A 14955-nucleotide genomic window follows, 5' to 3' on the forward strand; every position below is an offset into this window, starting at 1 on the left:
GCTCGGGTTCGCGAGTGAGGGCGCGCGGTGTGCTTTCCTTGGCTGGCGAAGACGGCGTTGAGGAGGTCTGCGGTGGGGTACGCGGCGAGGTTCGAGGCGGAGCTGGCGGGGTTGGAGCTTCCCGGGCGCGCGGGCATCGCGAGCTGGGACCTCCGCGAGAACGCGCCGGTGCTCAGAGGTGCCGAGGTCGAGGTGCACTCGGCCAGCACCATCAAGGTACTGGTGATGATCACCGCGTTGCGGGCCGTCGCCGACGGGCGGCTCGACCTGGACGCGCAGGTGGAGCTGCCCGCCGAGCGGACCAGGGGGACCGGCGTCCTGTTCGAGGTCCCCAGCGTGCCCAGGGCGTCGCTGCGAGACCTGATCAACCTCATGATCGTGGTCAGCGACAACGCCGCCACCAACGCCGTCATCGACCAGGTGGGCTTCACCGCGATCGCCGAGTGCACCGCCGACCTGGGCTGCACCAGCACCCGCATCGAGCGGCACATCATGGACACCGGAGCGCCCGGGGTCCTGCAGACCACGGCGCTCGATCAGGCTCGGGTCCTGGCCGCGCTCGCCGAGGGCGTCGCGCTACCGCCCCAGCTGACCCGGCACGCTCTCACCGTGCTGTCGCGGCAGCAGGTCGTCGACCGAATCCCGCTGCTGCTGCCCGAGAACGCCCGCTGCTGGAACAAGACCGGCGAGATCAAGGGACTGCGTCACGACGTGGCGCTGCTGAGCACCGATGACACCCCGCAGGTCGTCCTCGCCGTGCTCGTCGACCAGCTCACCGACGCGGTGTCCAACAAGGGCTACCGAGGCGGCGACGGCGTCGAAGCCATCGCCGCCATCGGGCTGGCCGCCTGGCGGGCGATGACTCAGCCGACCACCGGATCCCACGGCGCCGACGGCGCGTAGAGCGAGCGGATGCCGCTCATCGGCGCGTTGTGCCGGAGCTCGGAGTCGCGGTAGCGGCCCACCTGCTCGTGCCAGTTGAGGATGCCGGACAACCAGTCCTCGAGCTCCTCGGCGTGCTGGTTCAACGCCTCTTGCGCCTCCGGCGCGACCTGCCGCTCCTGGTACAGGGCGGGCAGTTCCACGTCGATGACGTGCTGGAACTGCTCCATCCGGGCGTTGAACAGCCCGTGCACGATGTCGAAGGCGCGGTCGCAGTCGCAGTCCAGGAAGTTCTGCACCACCAGGACCGCGTTGTGCACCTCGCCTTCGAACTCGACCTCCTTGCGGTAGGAGAAGACGTCGTTGAGCATCGTCGCGCAGTCGATCGCCGAGTTCTCCAGGTTCTGCACCGCACGCGTCTCGTACAGCTCCGGAGGCACCACGTCGCCGTGGGCGAAGCGGGCCAGGCTGATCGTCATGTCCGAACCGAAGGTGGCGCGGCGCATCTCGACGTAGTCCACCGGATCTGGAACGTGGTTGAGCGCCTGGTTGTCCAGCTCCCACACCCAGCTGTCGATCATGAGCTCCACGGCGCTGCGCAGCGACTGCCGCTCGCGGGCGTTCATCGGAGCCGTGGTGCGCCGCCACAGGTCCGCGAGGCCGCGCTCCATCATGTTCACCGGCACGATTCCCGGCTCACCTTCGTCGGTCATCACCTGCTTGAGCCGCTCGTTCTGCGCCTTGGCGCCGGCCACGTCGCGGGTGTGCCCGTAGCGCTGCGGGTAGAGGTCGTCGCCGTAGGTTCCCCACACCAGCCAGTGCGAGGCCAGGTCCAGCTCGTCCGGCGTGGCGTCCGGGTCCAGCCCGGCGGCGCACAGCGGCAGGTCGTTGAACCGCACCGCCGCCTCGTCCCACACCGGCGGGGCGTCGGCGAACATCCCCATCTCCCGCGCCCAGTCCACCGCATGCTCGCGGGCGACGTCCAGGTGCGGGCTCAACCGCAGCTCGAACGGCACCTCCAACTCGGGTCGTCGGACCGGGCCGACCGGCTGGGAGGGCACCCGCGTGAAGCTCCGAATACGTTGCGGCGCAGTCGAGATCAGCGACTTGGCGATGTAGGCGCCCGCGGTGCCCAGACCCGTGGGACCGCCCAGGACCGACGAGCTGGCACCCCCCTCGGGGTACCGCCCGGAGGCCATGTGCCACTCGTGCCCGCCTGACTGCCAGTCCTGCAGGCCCTTGGCGTAACCCAGCACCGCCAGCCGTCCGACCGGGTCCACCCCGCGCTCGTCGAGCAGCCTCGGCACCTCCGTCAGCGCGGTGTGCTCGAACTGGTGCATCCGCGAGGTCAGCAGGTCGTTGACCGTCTCGGCGGCCTCCTGGGGATCGCAGCCCAGGAACCGCTCGAAGACCAGCACCCCGTTGCTCAGCTCGCCCTCGTCGGTGACCTCGCGCTCGTAGGAGAACAAGTCGTTTCGCAGGTGCACCGCGTCGGAGAACGTGTCGCGCAGGACCTTCAGCGGGCGGGTCGCGGCGAGCTCGACCGGGACCTCCATCCCCACGGCGTGCTCGACCAGGTTCGCCGACCACGGAGCGCCGCCGACCTTGCGGCGCATCTCGATGTACTCGATGGGGTTGGACAGCCGCTCCTCGCTGATGTTGTGCAGCTCCCACAAGGACTCGTCCAGCAGCGCCTTCGTGCTGTCGGCGAACCGGCGCCGCCAGTCGGCGCTCATCGACGGCACCGTGCGGCGCCACAGATCCGCGAGGCCGGCCTCCACCGGATTGGTCGCCTGCTCGGTGATCGGCCCCTCCAGCGGCATGAAAGACCGCAGCCGGTCGAGGTGTTCGCGGGCGGCGGTCAGGTCGGGATCGCGCTTGTAGAGCTCGACGAAGTGGTCGTCGAAGTAGAACACCCACACGTACCAGTCGGTGATCAGGTCGAGCTCCTCGCCGTCGCAGTCCGGGTGGGTGTAGGCGCACAGCAGCGCGTAGTCGTCGCGGTCCAGGTCCGCCTCGGACCAGACCTCCTTGCCCTGCTGCGGTACGTCGATCATCTCCATGCGGCGGGCCCACGCCTTGCTGTGCTCGCGGGCGCGCTGCAGGTTCGGGTTCAACCGGGCGGGGTAGGACAGGTAGAACTCGGGCAGTCGGAACGACATGGGTCAGCGGCCTCCCGGAGGTGTGGACCATCGCCAGCTGACGGAACCAGTCTCCTGGGCCGTCGCCAACGCCTCGCCGGTGTTGGCACACGATCGGGACACGACATCGCCCGCCCGGCCCAGCGCCGAGATCACCGCTGGTGCACGAACTCCCCGTCGACCACCGTCAGATCCACTCCGCACCCCGCGATCTCCTCCGGCGGCAGCGTGAACGGGTCGGCGTCCAGGACCACCAGATCGGCGGCCTTGCCGACCTCGACGGAACCGGTGTGCTGCTCGGCGTGGTTCACCCAAGCGCTGCCGACCGTGTAGGCCGCGAGCGCGTCGACGAGGTCCAGCGCCTCCTCCGGACCCAGCGGCTCGTCCGAACCCGGTTCGCGGCGGTTGACCGCCACGTGCACGCCCAACATCGGATCTGCCTCCGACACCGGCCAGTCGCTGCCGGCCGCCAGCACCGCCCCCGCCGCGCGAAGCGAGCCGAACGGGTACTGCCAGGACGCCCGGGTCTGCCCGAGCTTGGGCACCGTCAGCTCCGTCATCGCCGCGTCGTTGACCGGCCAGCGGGGCTGGATCGTCGCCGCCACCCCGAGCTCACGGAACCGCGCGATGTCACCCGGGTGCACCACCTGCACGTGGGCGATCTGGTGGCGGAGCTCGGGTCCGCTCCCGCGCACGGCGTCCAGGGCGTCGCGCACCGCGCGGTCGCCGACGGCGTGGAAGTGCAGTTGGAACCCCTCAGCGGTCAACCGCGGCACCGCCTCCGCCAGCTCCTCCGGGGACACGAAGGACAAGCCCCGACCGTCGGGCCCCAGGTAGGGCAGCCGCAACGCGGCCGTGGCGTTCTCGCACACCCCGTCCTGCATGATCTTGACCGTCTCGGCGCGGAACCGTCGGCCTCGGGCGCGCTTGCGGCGTTCCAGCAGGTCCAGGATCTGTTCGACGCCGCGATCGCGGTCCCACCACAGCGCTCCGCGGACCTTGCCGGTCAGCAGCCCGCGGTCGTCGGCGAGCAGGTAGGTCGACAGCAGGTCGTCGTAACCGAGGTAGCGCCCGATGATGGCGTCGTGCCACGACGTCACCCCGCGCGCGTGCAGGTGGCGTTGACCCGTCGCCAGGGCGTCGAGGTACTGCTCGGAACCGGCCGCCGGGAGCACGTGCTCCATCAGGCGGGTGGCTCCCTCGTGCAGCGTGCCGTCGGGACGCCCGGCCGGATCGCGCTCGATGCGTCCGTCCGGTGGATCGGGCGTGTGCCGGTCGATGCCGGCCAGCCGCAGAGCCACCGAGTTCACCCACGCCCCGTGGTGGTCGCGGTTGACCAGGTAGGCGGGCCGGTCGCCGGTCACCGAGTCCAGCGCTCGCCGGGTCGGCGTACCGCCCGGGAACTGGGCCATGTCCCAGCCACCGCCGAGCAGCCACGGTGAGTCCGGGAACTCGGTGAGGTGCTCGGAGATCAACCGCAGGCAGTCGCCACCGTCGGTGGCCTGCGACAGGTCGCAGCGCAACCGCAGCATGCCGCCGAACACCGGGTGCACGTGGGCGTCGTGGAACCCCGGCAGCAGCAGGCGTCCGCGCAGCTCCACCACCTCGGTGCGCGACCGGATCCGCTCGCGCACGGCCTCGCCGCCCACGGCCGCGATCCGGCCGTCGCGCACCAGCACGGCGTCGGTGAACGAGCGCGCGGCATCCATGGTGGCCACCGGGCCGCCCACGAACGCCACCTCATCCGCCATGAGCTGATTGTCGCAGGCGCCGGGCGCCTCGTTACCGAGCAGTTCTGGCCACATCGACCGGTCTGGAAGGACGAAGAGGCGGGACGGGCCCGCACCCCCCGCCTCCCGGAGTGCGCCGAGCGACATGATCGAGGAGTGACGCGCGGAAGTCCACGGAGCCGGTCAGGTCGTCCTACCGGCACCGCCGGGCGAAGTGATCCGTCGAGAACTCCTAGCGGCGTTCTCCGGTGATCACCGACACGGCCAGCTCGCGCTGCGGTTCGGCGACCTCCGGGAGCTGGAAGCCCAGCGCCCTGATGTGGTTGAGCAGGTCGGGCTCCGGAGCTACCCCGTGCTGGCGCAGGTAGTAGCCCACCGCACCCGGCCAGATCCAGCTGCCGTCGGTGTGGAAGGTCATCGGGACCGAGGCGGTGCGCTGCGGGTCGAGGCGATCGTTGTCGTAGCTGCGAGCGGCCAGCACGACCGGGGCCTTCTCCAGGTACTCGGCCACCCGTTCGGCCTCCGCGCGGCCGATCTCGGCGCGCTCGGTGATCGGGTTGCCCCGGTCGTCGAAGACCTCGGCGGTGCGCAGCGACGGCCTCGGCTGCTCCGGCTGCGCGGTGCCGGCGGCCAGCCACTGCGGCGTCGCCTCCGCCGGCCGGGGGTGCCTGCGCAGCTCGTCGGCGTAAGCCGATGGCGGGGGAGGGGTCTGCCAGTCCGGCTCGTTGTCGCCGTTGAAGTCGACCGCGTAGCTCCCGGGACGCTGCAGCCGGTAGACCGCGCTGACCCAGGTGCCCCGATCTGGCTGGTGCATGCCGGCGCGCAGCCGTCCGAACAGGTCGGAGACCTCCGGAGGTGCGGCCAGCGGGATCGCGCTGCCGTTGGGCGCGATCAGCCGGCACACCGTCTCGACGTGATCGCCGAGCGCGCGGTACTCCGTGGTGGACTCCTGCCAGCCGGGGGGCAGCGCGCGCACGATCACCCGGCCGATCTCCTGGATCAGCTGCTGCTGCGCGGCCTCGTCCAGAGACCCCGGCGGGTCAGGTTGACTCATGACTCCCATCCTTCCAGTCGTGCAGCGTGGGCGATGCACGCCGTTCCCCCTGCTCCGGGCCCGCCGTTCTTCCTCGGGATGACGGTTTTCGGAGCGGCGGAGAAGGCATCACGAGCGCCTTCGCGCAGAAGCTTAGAACCAACGCGCCCCCGGCGGGGCCGGGTGAGTTGATCTCGTTACGCACCAACCGGATGCGGCCGTTTTACCTGCCGACACACACCCGTTCCGACGCCGTAACGGTTGTCCGAACCGGAGATTGTTGACAATCTCACTTCCCCGGCCTTAGCTTCGAGCCATTCCGGCCAACGCGGGAGGTGCTCATGCGAACCGAGTCGAATCACCTTCCGCGTCCGGCCGGGTCTGTCGAGCTTCTTCCCACAATCGGACTCTTCGAGTCAGCACAAATCTAATCGGGCTATTCCGGCAACCAGGGCGGATATCCGCCCTATGTCGGCATAGCCCGATCGAGTTACCCCGCCTCGTATGCGCACTGAAAGGAGGTATTCGCCCATGGGACTCGTCGGCGGCGAACCGCTCATGAAGGTGACTTGGACGGATCCGGTGACGGGAAGCAACGGCTTCCTGGTCGTGCACACCCTGGTGTCGGGTCTGGCCACCGGTGGGACGCGGATGCGTGCCGGTTGCACGATGGAAGAAGTCGAGCACCTGGCGCGCGGCATGGCCCGCAAGACCGCTGTGTTCGAGTTGCCCGTGGGCGGAGCCAAGGGCGGCATCGACTGCGACCCGAAGGACCCGCAGGCCAAGGGCGTGCTCCGGCGCTACCTCCAGGCGATGCGCCCGTGGCTGGACGCGCACTGGGTGACCGCCGAGGACCTGGGCGTGCCCCAACACCTGATCGACGAGGCCTTCGAAGAGCTCGGGATGCACCAGTCCTACCACGCGGCGATCCGCCGGGCGCCGGACGTGGAGCGCACGCTGCGCCGGGTCCGGGCCGGGCTCAACGCCCCGGTGCCGGGTGGCCTGCTGCTCGGTGACGTGGTCGGCGGCTACGGCGTCGCCCAGTGCTGCCTGGGCGTGGTGCACGCCCGCGACTGGGTCGCGCAGGAGACCACCGTCGCGGTGCAGGGCGTGGGCACCATGGGCGGTGGCGCCGCCTTCTACCTGCACGAGGCGGGCTTGAAGGTGGTGGCCCTGGCCGATGCAGCCGGAACCCTCTACCACCCGGACGGCCTGGACGTCCCGGCTCTGCTGGAGACCCGCGACCGCTTCGGTGAGATCGACCGCGACCAGGTCCCGGCCGACGTCCAGCGGCTGCCGCGCGAGGCGGTGCTGTCGCAGGAGGTCGACGTGCTGATCCCGGCCGCGGTGTCCTTCGCCATCGGCACCGGCCAGGTACCGGACGTGGCGGCGCGGGTGATCGTCGAGGCTGCCAACAACCCGGTCACGCTCGAGGCCGAGGAGATGCTGGCGACCCGCGGCATCCCGGTGATCCCGGACTTCGTGGCCAACGCCGGTGCCGCGGCCTGGGCGTGGTGGCTGCTGCTGGGCCGGGTGGACGCCGATCCGGTGCTGTCCTTCCAGGTTCTGCGCGAGGAGATGCTGGCCAAGATCCCGCTGCTGCTCGCGGCGTGGGACACCGAGGGGCACACCCCGCGCGACGCGGCGCTGATGCTGGCCGAGCAGCGAACCGAGCAGAACCGGGTCGCCGAGGAGAGCGGACAGGCGCTGCTGAGCATCCCGTGACGGCGCGTCGTGGTCCCCGGGTCGCGAACCGGCCGGGGGACCACGACGTCCGGTGCCTGAAAAGCGCTGCGGCGGACCGGGTGCGGTCCCATGTTGACTGGCTGCGATCAGCATGTGACAACCCGCAACCGCGGTGCTAGCGTGACTCGTGGTTGCGGTTTTGGTCCTTGCAGTACTGGAAAGAGTGCCTGCCAGAACGCAGGCGCTTTTTTTGTGCCGTGGTCGCTCCGCGGGCTGCCGGTGATCAGCTCTGGCAACCAGGGGTCGGCGCAGTGTTGACCCTGGTCAGCAGAAACGGGAGAACAAGGAATGGCAAGCGGTACGGTCAAGTGGTTCAACGCCGAGAAGGGCTACGGGTTCATCACCCCCGACGGCGGTGGCGCTGACGTCTTCGCCCACTACTCCGCCATCGATGCCACGGGCTTCCGCACGCTGGAGGAGAACCAGCGCGTGGAATTCGAGATCGCCCAGGGCCAGAAGGGTCCGCAGGCGGCCGGCATCCGCACGGTGTGACACCTCCTCCGTCTGGACGGGCGGCGGGTCGTGACCGTCGGCCCGCAGCCCGTCGCAGATGATCATCCTTTCGCCGATCACCGACGAGTTTCACCCGTTGGGGCAACGTGTTCCGGGGTAGCCTCAGGGCTCGCTGACGTTTGACCAGATGCGAGGTTCCGGGGAATGCCCCTGCGTGTGGTTGTCGCCGGTGCGACAGGTGTGGTCGGGAGGACGCTGCTGCCGCTGCTGCGGGAGCGCGGTCACCACGTGACGGCGCTGGCGCGCAAAGCCGACCGGTTGGAAGAGCTGTCCGTCGACGAGATCACGGCCGTCGATCTCCTGGATCTCGATGCGCTGCGCATACAGCTGCGCCGCACTGCCCCCGACGTCGTGGTCGACCAGAGCTCCGCCTTCGGTGCCGCCGACCCGCAGGAAGCCCTGCAGCGCATGGCGAAACTCCGCGAGCGAGGCACCAAGAACCTGATGGACGCCGCCGTGGCGGCGGGTGCGCGCCGGTTCATAGCCCAGGGCATGACGGCCGCATACCGCCCGCACGGCCACGACGTCCTCGAGGAGGACTCACCGCTGTGGGTGGATGCACCGGGCCGCTGGGGCGACTTGGTGCGTGCACTGGCCTCCGTGGAGGAGGACCTGCTCAGCCGCTCCGGTATCGAGGGCGTGTCGCTGCGCTACGGCTCGTTGTACGGGCCGGACACCCACTACGCGCCCGGTGGTGACGTGCACGCCCGCGTGGTCGGCAGCGAGCTGCCGTTGGTCGGCGACGGGGTCGGGCTCACCTCCTTCACCCACGTGGACGACGCCGCGGGAGTGCTCCTGGAGCTGCTCGAAGGTGGCGATCCGGGTGCCTACAACGTGGTCGACAACGAGCCGGCGGAGTCCAGCGAGTGGCTGCCCGCCTACGCCAGGATGGCCGGTGCGCCCGCCCCGGTCGCGCTGACCATGGAGCAGGCGAAGTCCCAGCTGGACTGGCTGACCGTGCACCAGCTCACCGAGCAGCGCGGGGCGAGCAACTTCCGGCTCCGCGAGACCCTGGGCTGGAAGCCCACCTGGCCGAGCTGGCGGGAGGGCTTCGCGTCCCTCTTCGGCCTCTGGCCCGGCTGATCGGTTGACGGGCAGTGCTGATCAGAACTGCCCGGGACGAAGGACACCGACCGGCCTCGGTGGTGTCACCCGAAGACGGCGTCGTGGAGGAGTTCGACCGGGTGCTTGGCCTGACGGCCTGTTCCGTGGGCGACCTGCTGGCGGCAGGAGACCCCGGTGGCGGCCACCGCCGCATCGGCTGATCCCTCGATGGCGGGGAAGAGCCGCTGCCCGCCGATGCGCATCGACAACTCGTAGTGCTCGGTCTCGAAACCGAACGAACCGGCCATGCCGCAGCAGCCCGCGTCGAGCACCTCGACTTCGGAGAGATGCCCCAGCAGGCGGGCCGACGAGGTCGTGCCCAGCACCGCCTTCTGGTGGCAGTGGCCGTGGAACAGGACCTTCTCGGGGCCTGGCGACGGTGTGAGGGTGCCGTCGTCCAAGGCCTCCAGGAGCAGGTCCTCGACCAGGCTCGCGCTGCCGGCAACCCGCGAATCACCCAGCAGCTTGGGGTGCTCGTCGCACAGCGTGGACACGCACGACGGCTCGCACCCCACGATCCGCACGCCCCTCCCTGCCTCCGGTGCGAGCTTGGCGACCAGCTTCCCGGCCACCTTCTCCGCTTGGGGGAGAAGGCCTTTGGAGATCTGCGGGCGCGCGCAGCACACCTCCGATTCGACTCGCACCCGCCACCCCGCGTGTTCGAGCAGGCGGATCGCCGCCCGGCCGATGGCCGGTTCGGTGTGGCTGGTGAACGAGTCGGCCAGGAACACCACGTCCCCGCGCTCGCCCGGCTCGACTCCCGGCGCGGTCGGCGTTGCGGGGCGGGTCCGGTTCCAGCGCAGCAGGTCGTCCCGGCGGAAACCGGGCAGCGGGCGCCTGCTGTCGATCCCGGCGATCTTCTGCAGCAGGGCCCGCACCGGCTTCGGGCGGGCGAGCGCGTTGGTCAGCGGCGCGGCCATCGCGCCGAGCCGGTAGAGCCGCCGGGTGGCGCCGAAGATCCGGGTCCGCAGGTCGGTCCCGTGCTGCGCGTGGTGCTGGGCCAGGGCTTCGCTCTTGAGCGTGGCCATGTCCACCGACATCGGGCATTCGTGCTGGCAGGCCTTGCACTCCAGGCACAGGTCGAGCACCTCGTTGAGGCGGTCCCCGCCCAGCGCCGCCTTCGGGTCGGGCTCGGAGAGCGCGAGCACGAGGGCGTTCGCCCGGCCCCGCGTGGAGTGCTCCTCATCGCGGGTGGCCATGAACGACGGGCACATCACCCCGCCCGAGGTGCTGGGCTTGCGGCAGGCGCCGATGCGCTGGCAGCGCTCGGCCTCCCCGCGCATCCCGCCGTAGCGGGTGAAGTCGAAGTGCGTGTCCAGCGGAGCTGCCACCGGGATCGTCGGCTCGCGCAGGTTGTCGGTCATCGGCGGAGCGTCGACGATCTTGCCGGGGTTCATGATCCCGTCCGGGTCGAACAGCGCCTTGACCTCGCGCATCGCCTCGTAGGTGGTGTCGCCGAAGATCTTCCGGTTGAACTCGCTGCGCGCGTACCCGTCGCCGTGCTCGCTGGAGTTCACCCCGCCGTAGGACAGCGCGAGATCGCAGACCTCCTCGGCGACCTTGCGCATGGTGGCGACCTGGTCGGGGCGGGTGAGGTCCATGAACGGCCGCACGTGCAGGCAACCGGCGGAGGCGTGCCCGTAGAACCCTGCCCGCAGCCCGTGGTCGTCGAGGATCTCGGCGAACCGGGTCGTGTACTCCGCCAGGTGTTCCGGTGGCACGGCGGTGTCCTCGACGAAGGCCACCGACCGCTCGGTGGAGTCGCCCGCGGCCATCAGCAGCCCGAGCCCGGACTTGCGCAGGGCGCGCAGCGGCGCGAGCTCGGCACCGGTGGCGGCCAGTCGGGTCGCGTAGCCGTGCCCTTCGGTTCGCCACGCGGCCACGAGTCCTTCGGCTCCGGCGCGGGCCTCCTCGACGGTGTCGCCGTAGTACTCGGCGAACATCAGCGCGCGCGGATCTCCTTCCAGCGCGCAGAAGAGGTGCTCGTGCTCCGGCGACCGGCGGGCGAGGTCGAGGATGAAGTCGTCCACCATCTCGATACCGGCGGCACCGGTGCGCATCGCCGCGTCGGTGCCCGCGATGCACGCGGCGGTGGAGTCGAAGTGCCCGACGACCATCACGGTCGCCTTCGGCTTCGGGGTGAGCCGCACCAGTGCTTCGGTGACGGTGACCAGCGTTCCCTCGGCACCGACGACGAACTTCGCCAGGTCGAACGGTCCCTCGGCCAGCCGGTCCAGCCGGTAGCCGCCCGCCCGCCGCCAGAACTGCTGGGTCTGCTCGGCCAGCCCCGGCCGCGCGGAATCGATGATCTCCGGCAGTCGCCGGTGGATCCGGCCCTCCAGTGTGTCCGAAGTGGACTTCGCTGCGAGCTCGGCGGCCGACACCTCGCCGAGCGACACCGGGGTGCCGTCGGAGAGCACGACTTCCAGGCCTTCGACGTGGTCGATGGTCATGCCGTAGCGGGCCGAGCGGGAACCGCAGGAGTTGTTGCCGATCATGCCGCCGAGCGTGGCGCGGTTGCTGGTGGAGGTGTCCGGGGCGAAGAACAGCCCGTGCGCTCCCGCGGCGAGGTTGAGCTCGTCCTGCACCACTCCGGGCTGCACCCGCGCGAGCCCGCGTTCCGGGTCGAGCTCCAGTATCCGGTTCATGTGCTTGGAGAAGTCCAGCACCACCGCGTCCCCGACGGTCTGCCCGCAGTGGCTGGTCCCCGCACCGCGCGGCAGCACGGCAACACCGGCCTCCCGGCACAACCGGACGGTGGTGGCGACGTCTTCGGCATGACGAGGGAAGACCACGCCGACGGGCCGCACCCGGTACATGCTGGCGTCGGTGGAGTAGAGGTGGCGGGTGTAGTCGTCGAAGCGGACGTTGCCGTCGAGGTTCTGGGCGAGTTCGGTGGCGATCCCTGCGGTGGCGACGTTGCGCACTGGGTTTCCTTCCAGCGATTTCCGGCCGATTTCGCGGCCGTGACCAGCTAGAACCGTTGTCAAGGGAGAAGTGAGCCACTTGACATGATCGGCTGGCTGTCTACAGAATTCAACCCACTGAGACTGAGATTTCACATGCCGGAAGAGCGTCCTCACCGTGGAGGAACGAATGTCCGTTGCCAGCAGTCGTCACTTCTTGCAGATCCCCGGTCCGACCAACGTTCCCGACCGGGTGCTGCACGCGATCGCCAATCCCACCATCGACCACCGGGGCCCCGACTTCGTCGACCTCGCCCTGGAGGTCTTCGACAAACTCCGCGCCGTGGCACGCACTTCCGCCGACGTGGTGATCTACCCGTCCTCGGGGACCGGGGCGTGGGAGGCCGCCCTGGTCAACACGCTCGCCCCCGGCGACGCGGTCCTGATGTGCGAGACGGGGCACTTCTCCGATCAGTGGTCCGAACTGGCCGCCACGCTCGGCCTGCGGCCCGAGACGATACCGGGGGACTGGCGCAGCGGCGCCGACCCGGGCGTCATCGAGCAGCGGCTGCGCGCCGACTCCAGGCACCGGATCAAGGCCGTGGCCGTGGTGCACAACGAGACCTCCACCGGCGTGGTCAGCGACATCGCGGCGGTGCGCGCGGCCATCGACGCGGCCGACCACCCCGCGCTGCTGCTGGTCGACACGATCTCCTCGCTGGGGTCGGTGGACTACCGGCACGACGAGTGGGGCGTGGACGTCACCATCAGCTGCTCGCAGAAGGGCCTGATGCTGCCGCCGGGCATCGGCCTCAACGTCATCAGCGCCAAGGCGCTGCTGGCCGCGCAGTCGGCGAAGCTCACCAAGTCCTACTGGGACTGGCAGCCGCTGCTCGACGCGGGCAAGCAGGGCCACTTCCGCTACACCCCGCCCACCAACCTGCTCTTCGGCCTGCGCGAAGCCCTGTCGATGCTGCTCGAAGAAGGGCTCGACGAGGTCTACGCGCGTCATGACCGGCACGCCGCGGCCACCCGCGCGGCCGTGCGCGCCTGGGGCCTGGAAGTCCTCTGCCGCGATCCCGCGACCACGCCCGGCACCGACTACAGCAGCGCGCTGACCGCCGTGCTGACGCCGCCGGACCACGATGCCGACCACCTCCGCGAGGTCATCCTGGAGCACTTCGACACCTCGCTCGGCGCGGGACTGTCCAAAGTGGCCAAGAAGGTCTTCCGGATCGGGCACCTCGGCGCCTTCAACGACGCCACACTGCTCGGAACCCTCGGCGTCGTCGAAGCCGGGCTCAGACTGGCCGGTGTGCCGCACGAGCCGGGTGGGGTCACCGCCGCGATCGCCGAGCTGACCGGCAGATCGGGGGACTGAGGATGTCGCCCGAACTGATCTCGATCCCGGCGCTGGTGGCCATCTTCGTCATCACCGGCGTCTTCTCGGTCAACATGGGCGCGCTCGCCTTCGCCGCAGCGTTCCTGGTCGGCACCCTCGCCGGCGGGATGAGCTCCGACGACATCCTGGCCGGGTTCCCCGGCGAGATCTTCATGGTGCTCGTCGGCGTCACGTACCTCTTCGCCATCGCCCGCGCCAACGGCACCATCGACTGGCTGGTCTACCGGTCGGTGCAGCTGGTGCGCGGGAGGCTGGCACTGGTGCCCTGGGTGATGCTCGCGGTCTCGGCGCTGCTGACCGCCATCGGCGCGGTGCCGCCCGCGGCGGTCGCGATCATCGCCCCGGTCGCGATGGGACTGGCGGCGAAGCACGGCATCAGCCCTCTGCTGATGTCGGTGATGGTCGTGCACGGCACGATGGTCGGCGGTTTCTCGCCGATCTCGGTGTTCGGTGTCATCGTCAACGGCGTCGTCGACGACAGCGGGCTGCGGGGAAGCCCACTGTTCCTCTTCTTCGCCAGCTCCGCGCTCAACCTCGTCTTCGCCGCGGTCGCCTCCGTGCTGCTCGGCGGCCGCAAGACCGCCGAAGTCCCGGTGCCGGCCGACGCGCCGGGCGCGGCGCATGACGGCACGTTGCTGGCGCGGGTCGAGATGAGCTGGGACAAGGCGTTGACCCTGCTGGGCATCGTGACCATGGTCGTGCTGACCCTGTTCCTGGAGCTGGACATCGGGCTGGTGGCGATCACCGTCGCGGTCGTGCTCGGGATAATCTCCCCGCAGGCGCACCGCGACGCGGTCAAGAACGTCACCTGGCCCACCGTGCTGCTGATCTGCGGTGTGCTCACCTACGTCAGCGTTCTGCAGGAACTGGGCACGGTCGACTACGTCAGCCAAGCGGTCAGCGGCATCGGTGTCCCGCTGCTGTCGGCGTTCCTGCTGTGCCTCATCGGCGCGGTCGTGTCGGCGTTCGCTTCGTCCACCGGCCTGCTCGGCGCGCTGATCCCGCTGGCGGTGCCGCTCATGGCCGCAGGTGAGGTCGGGATCGCGGGGATGGTCGCCGGACTGGCGATCGCTTCCACGGTGGTCGACATCAGCCCGTTCTCCACCAGCGGCGCCATCATGCTCGCCAACTCCCGCGAGCCCGAGCGCGACTCGGTGTTCAAGGGCCTCGCCCTCTACGGCGGAGCCATGGTCGTCCTAGCCCCGATCGTCGTCTGGCTCACCATGATCGCCCCAGGCATCGACTGACCACCCCAGACACCAACAGGCGCCCCCGGCATCGACTGCCCACCCGGTCCGCCAACGGACGACACACACCACCGGAAACCCCGTCCCGGCGGTGGGGCGCCACGGATTGGTCCCGTGATCAGGTTCCCGATTGCGGGAGCAATCCGCGTCCACCACCCGGAACACGGCCGCGATCGAAAACGGCGGTGTTCCAAGGCATGGGAACGGCCGCACTCGGGGGTGTCGCGGGGTGGATCGGACGTGGGGGAGGA

General features: G+C 70.0%; 10 protein-coding genes. 6 read left to right on the forward strand and 4 right to left on the reverse strand.

The features are described from left to right. Window positions 1–72: 72 nt before the first annotated feature. Window positions 73–903 (forward strand): serine hydrolase, encoded by an 831-nt coding sequence (locus E1161_RS25020; protein ID WP_132627190.1) that lies wholly within the window; start codon window positions 73–75, stop codon window positions 901–903. On the opposite strand, the gene E1161_RS25025 is transcribed toward E1161_RS25020, so the two are convergent. From E1161_RS25025 to E1161_RS25035, 3 genes are all read right to left on the reverse strand, one after another. Beyond that, window positions 864–3044 (reverse strand): terpene synthase family protein, encoded by a 2181-nt coding sequence (locus E1161_RS25025; RefSeq protein ID WP_132627191.1) that lies wholly within the window; start codon window positions 3042–3044, stop codon window positions 864–866. The two genes, E1161_RS25020 and E1161_RS25025, sit on opposite strands and share 40 nt — an antisense overlap. 131 nt (window positions 3045–3175) lie before the next feature. Continuing rightward, window positions 3176–4774 (reverse strand): amidohydrolase, encoded by a 1599-nt coding sequence (locus tag E1161_RS25030; protein WP_132627192.1) that lies wholly within the window; start codon window positions 4772–4774, stop codon window positions 3176–3178. Between the two features lie 211 nt (window positions 4775–4985). Next, complete coding sequence (locus E1161_RS25035) at window positions 4986–5807, reverse strand: hypothetical protein (protein ID WP_132627193.1); 822 nt, start codon at window positions 5805–5807, stop codon at window positions 4986–4988. 510 nt (window positions 5808–6317) lie between these two features. Between E1161_RS25035 and E1161_RS25040 the strand changes: the two genes are divergently transcribed. The 3 genes from E1161_RS25040 to E1161_RS25050 all read left to right on the forward strand — a co-directional run bounded on the left by E1161_RS25040 (window position 6318) and on the right by E1161_RS25050 (window position 9128). Beyond that, window positions 6318–7511 (forward strand): Glu/Leu/Phe/Val family dehydrogenase, encoded by a 1194-nt coding sequence (locus E1161_RS25040; RefSeq protein ID WP_132627194.1) that lies wholly within the window; start codon window positions 6318–6320, stop codon window positions 7509–7511. Between the two features lie 309 nt (window positions 7512–7820). Beyond that, window positions 7821–8024: a cold-shock protein gene (locus tag E1161_RS25045; RefSeq protein WP_132627195.1), complete on the forward strand. Its 204-nt coding sequence runs from the start codon at window positions 7821–7823 to the stop codon at window positions 8022–8024. Between the two features lie 165 nt (window positions 8025–8189). After that, window positions 8190–9128 (forward strand): NAD-dependent epimerase/dehydratase family protein, encoded by a 939-nt coding sequence (locus tag E1161_RS25050; RefSeq protein WP_132627196.1) that lies wholly within the window; start codon window positions 8190–8192, stop codon window positions 9126–9128. A 65-nt stretch (window positions 9129–9193) separates the two neighbouring features. Here E1161_RS25050 and E1161_RS25055 read toward each other — a convergent pair whose 3' ends face one another. After that, window positions 9194–12076, reverse strand: coding sequence for an FAD-binding and (Fe-S)-binding domain-containing protein (locus E1161_RS25055; RefSeq protein WP_235875291.1), 2883 nt, complete (start codon window positions 12074–12076; stop codon window positions 9194–9196). A gap of 169 nt (window positions 12077–12245) precedes the next feature. Between E1161_RS25055 and E1161_RS25060 the strand changes: the two genes are divergently transcribed. After that, window positions 12246–13436: a pyridoxal-phosphate-dependent aminotransferase family protein gene (locus tag E1161_RS25060; protein ID WP_132627197.1), complete on the forward strand. Its 1191-nt coding sequence runs from the start codon at window positions 12246–12248 to the stop codon at window positions 13434–13436. A gap of 2 nt (window positions 13437–13438) precedes the next feature. Further along, the gene (locus E1161_RS25065) at window positions 13439–14704 is read left to right on the forward strand and encodes an SLC13 family permease (protein WP_132627198.1); all 1266 of its coding nucleotides are present in this window, start codon (window positions 13439–13441) and stop codon (window positions 14702–14704) included. Window positions 14705–14955 lie beyond the last annotated feature (251 nt).

This window comes from Saccharopolyspora aridisoli (genome assembly GCF_004348445.1).
Lineage (GTDB): Bacteria > Actinomycetota > Actinomycetes > Mycobacteriales > Pseudonocardiaceae > Saccharopolyspora > Saccharopolyspora aridisoli.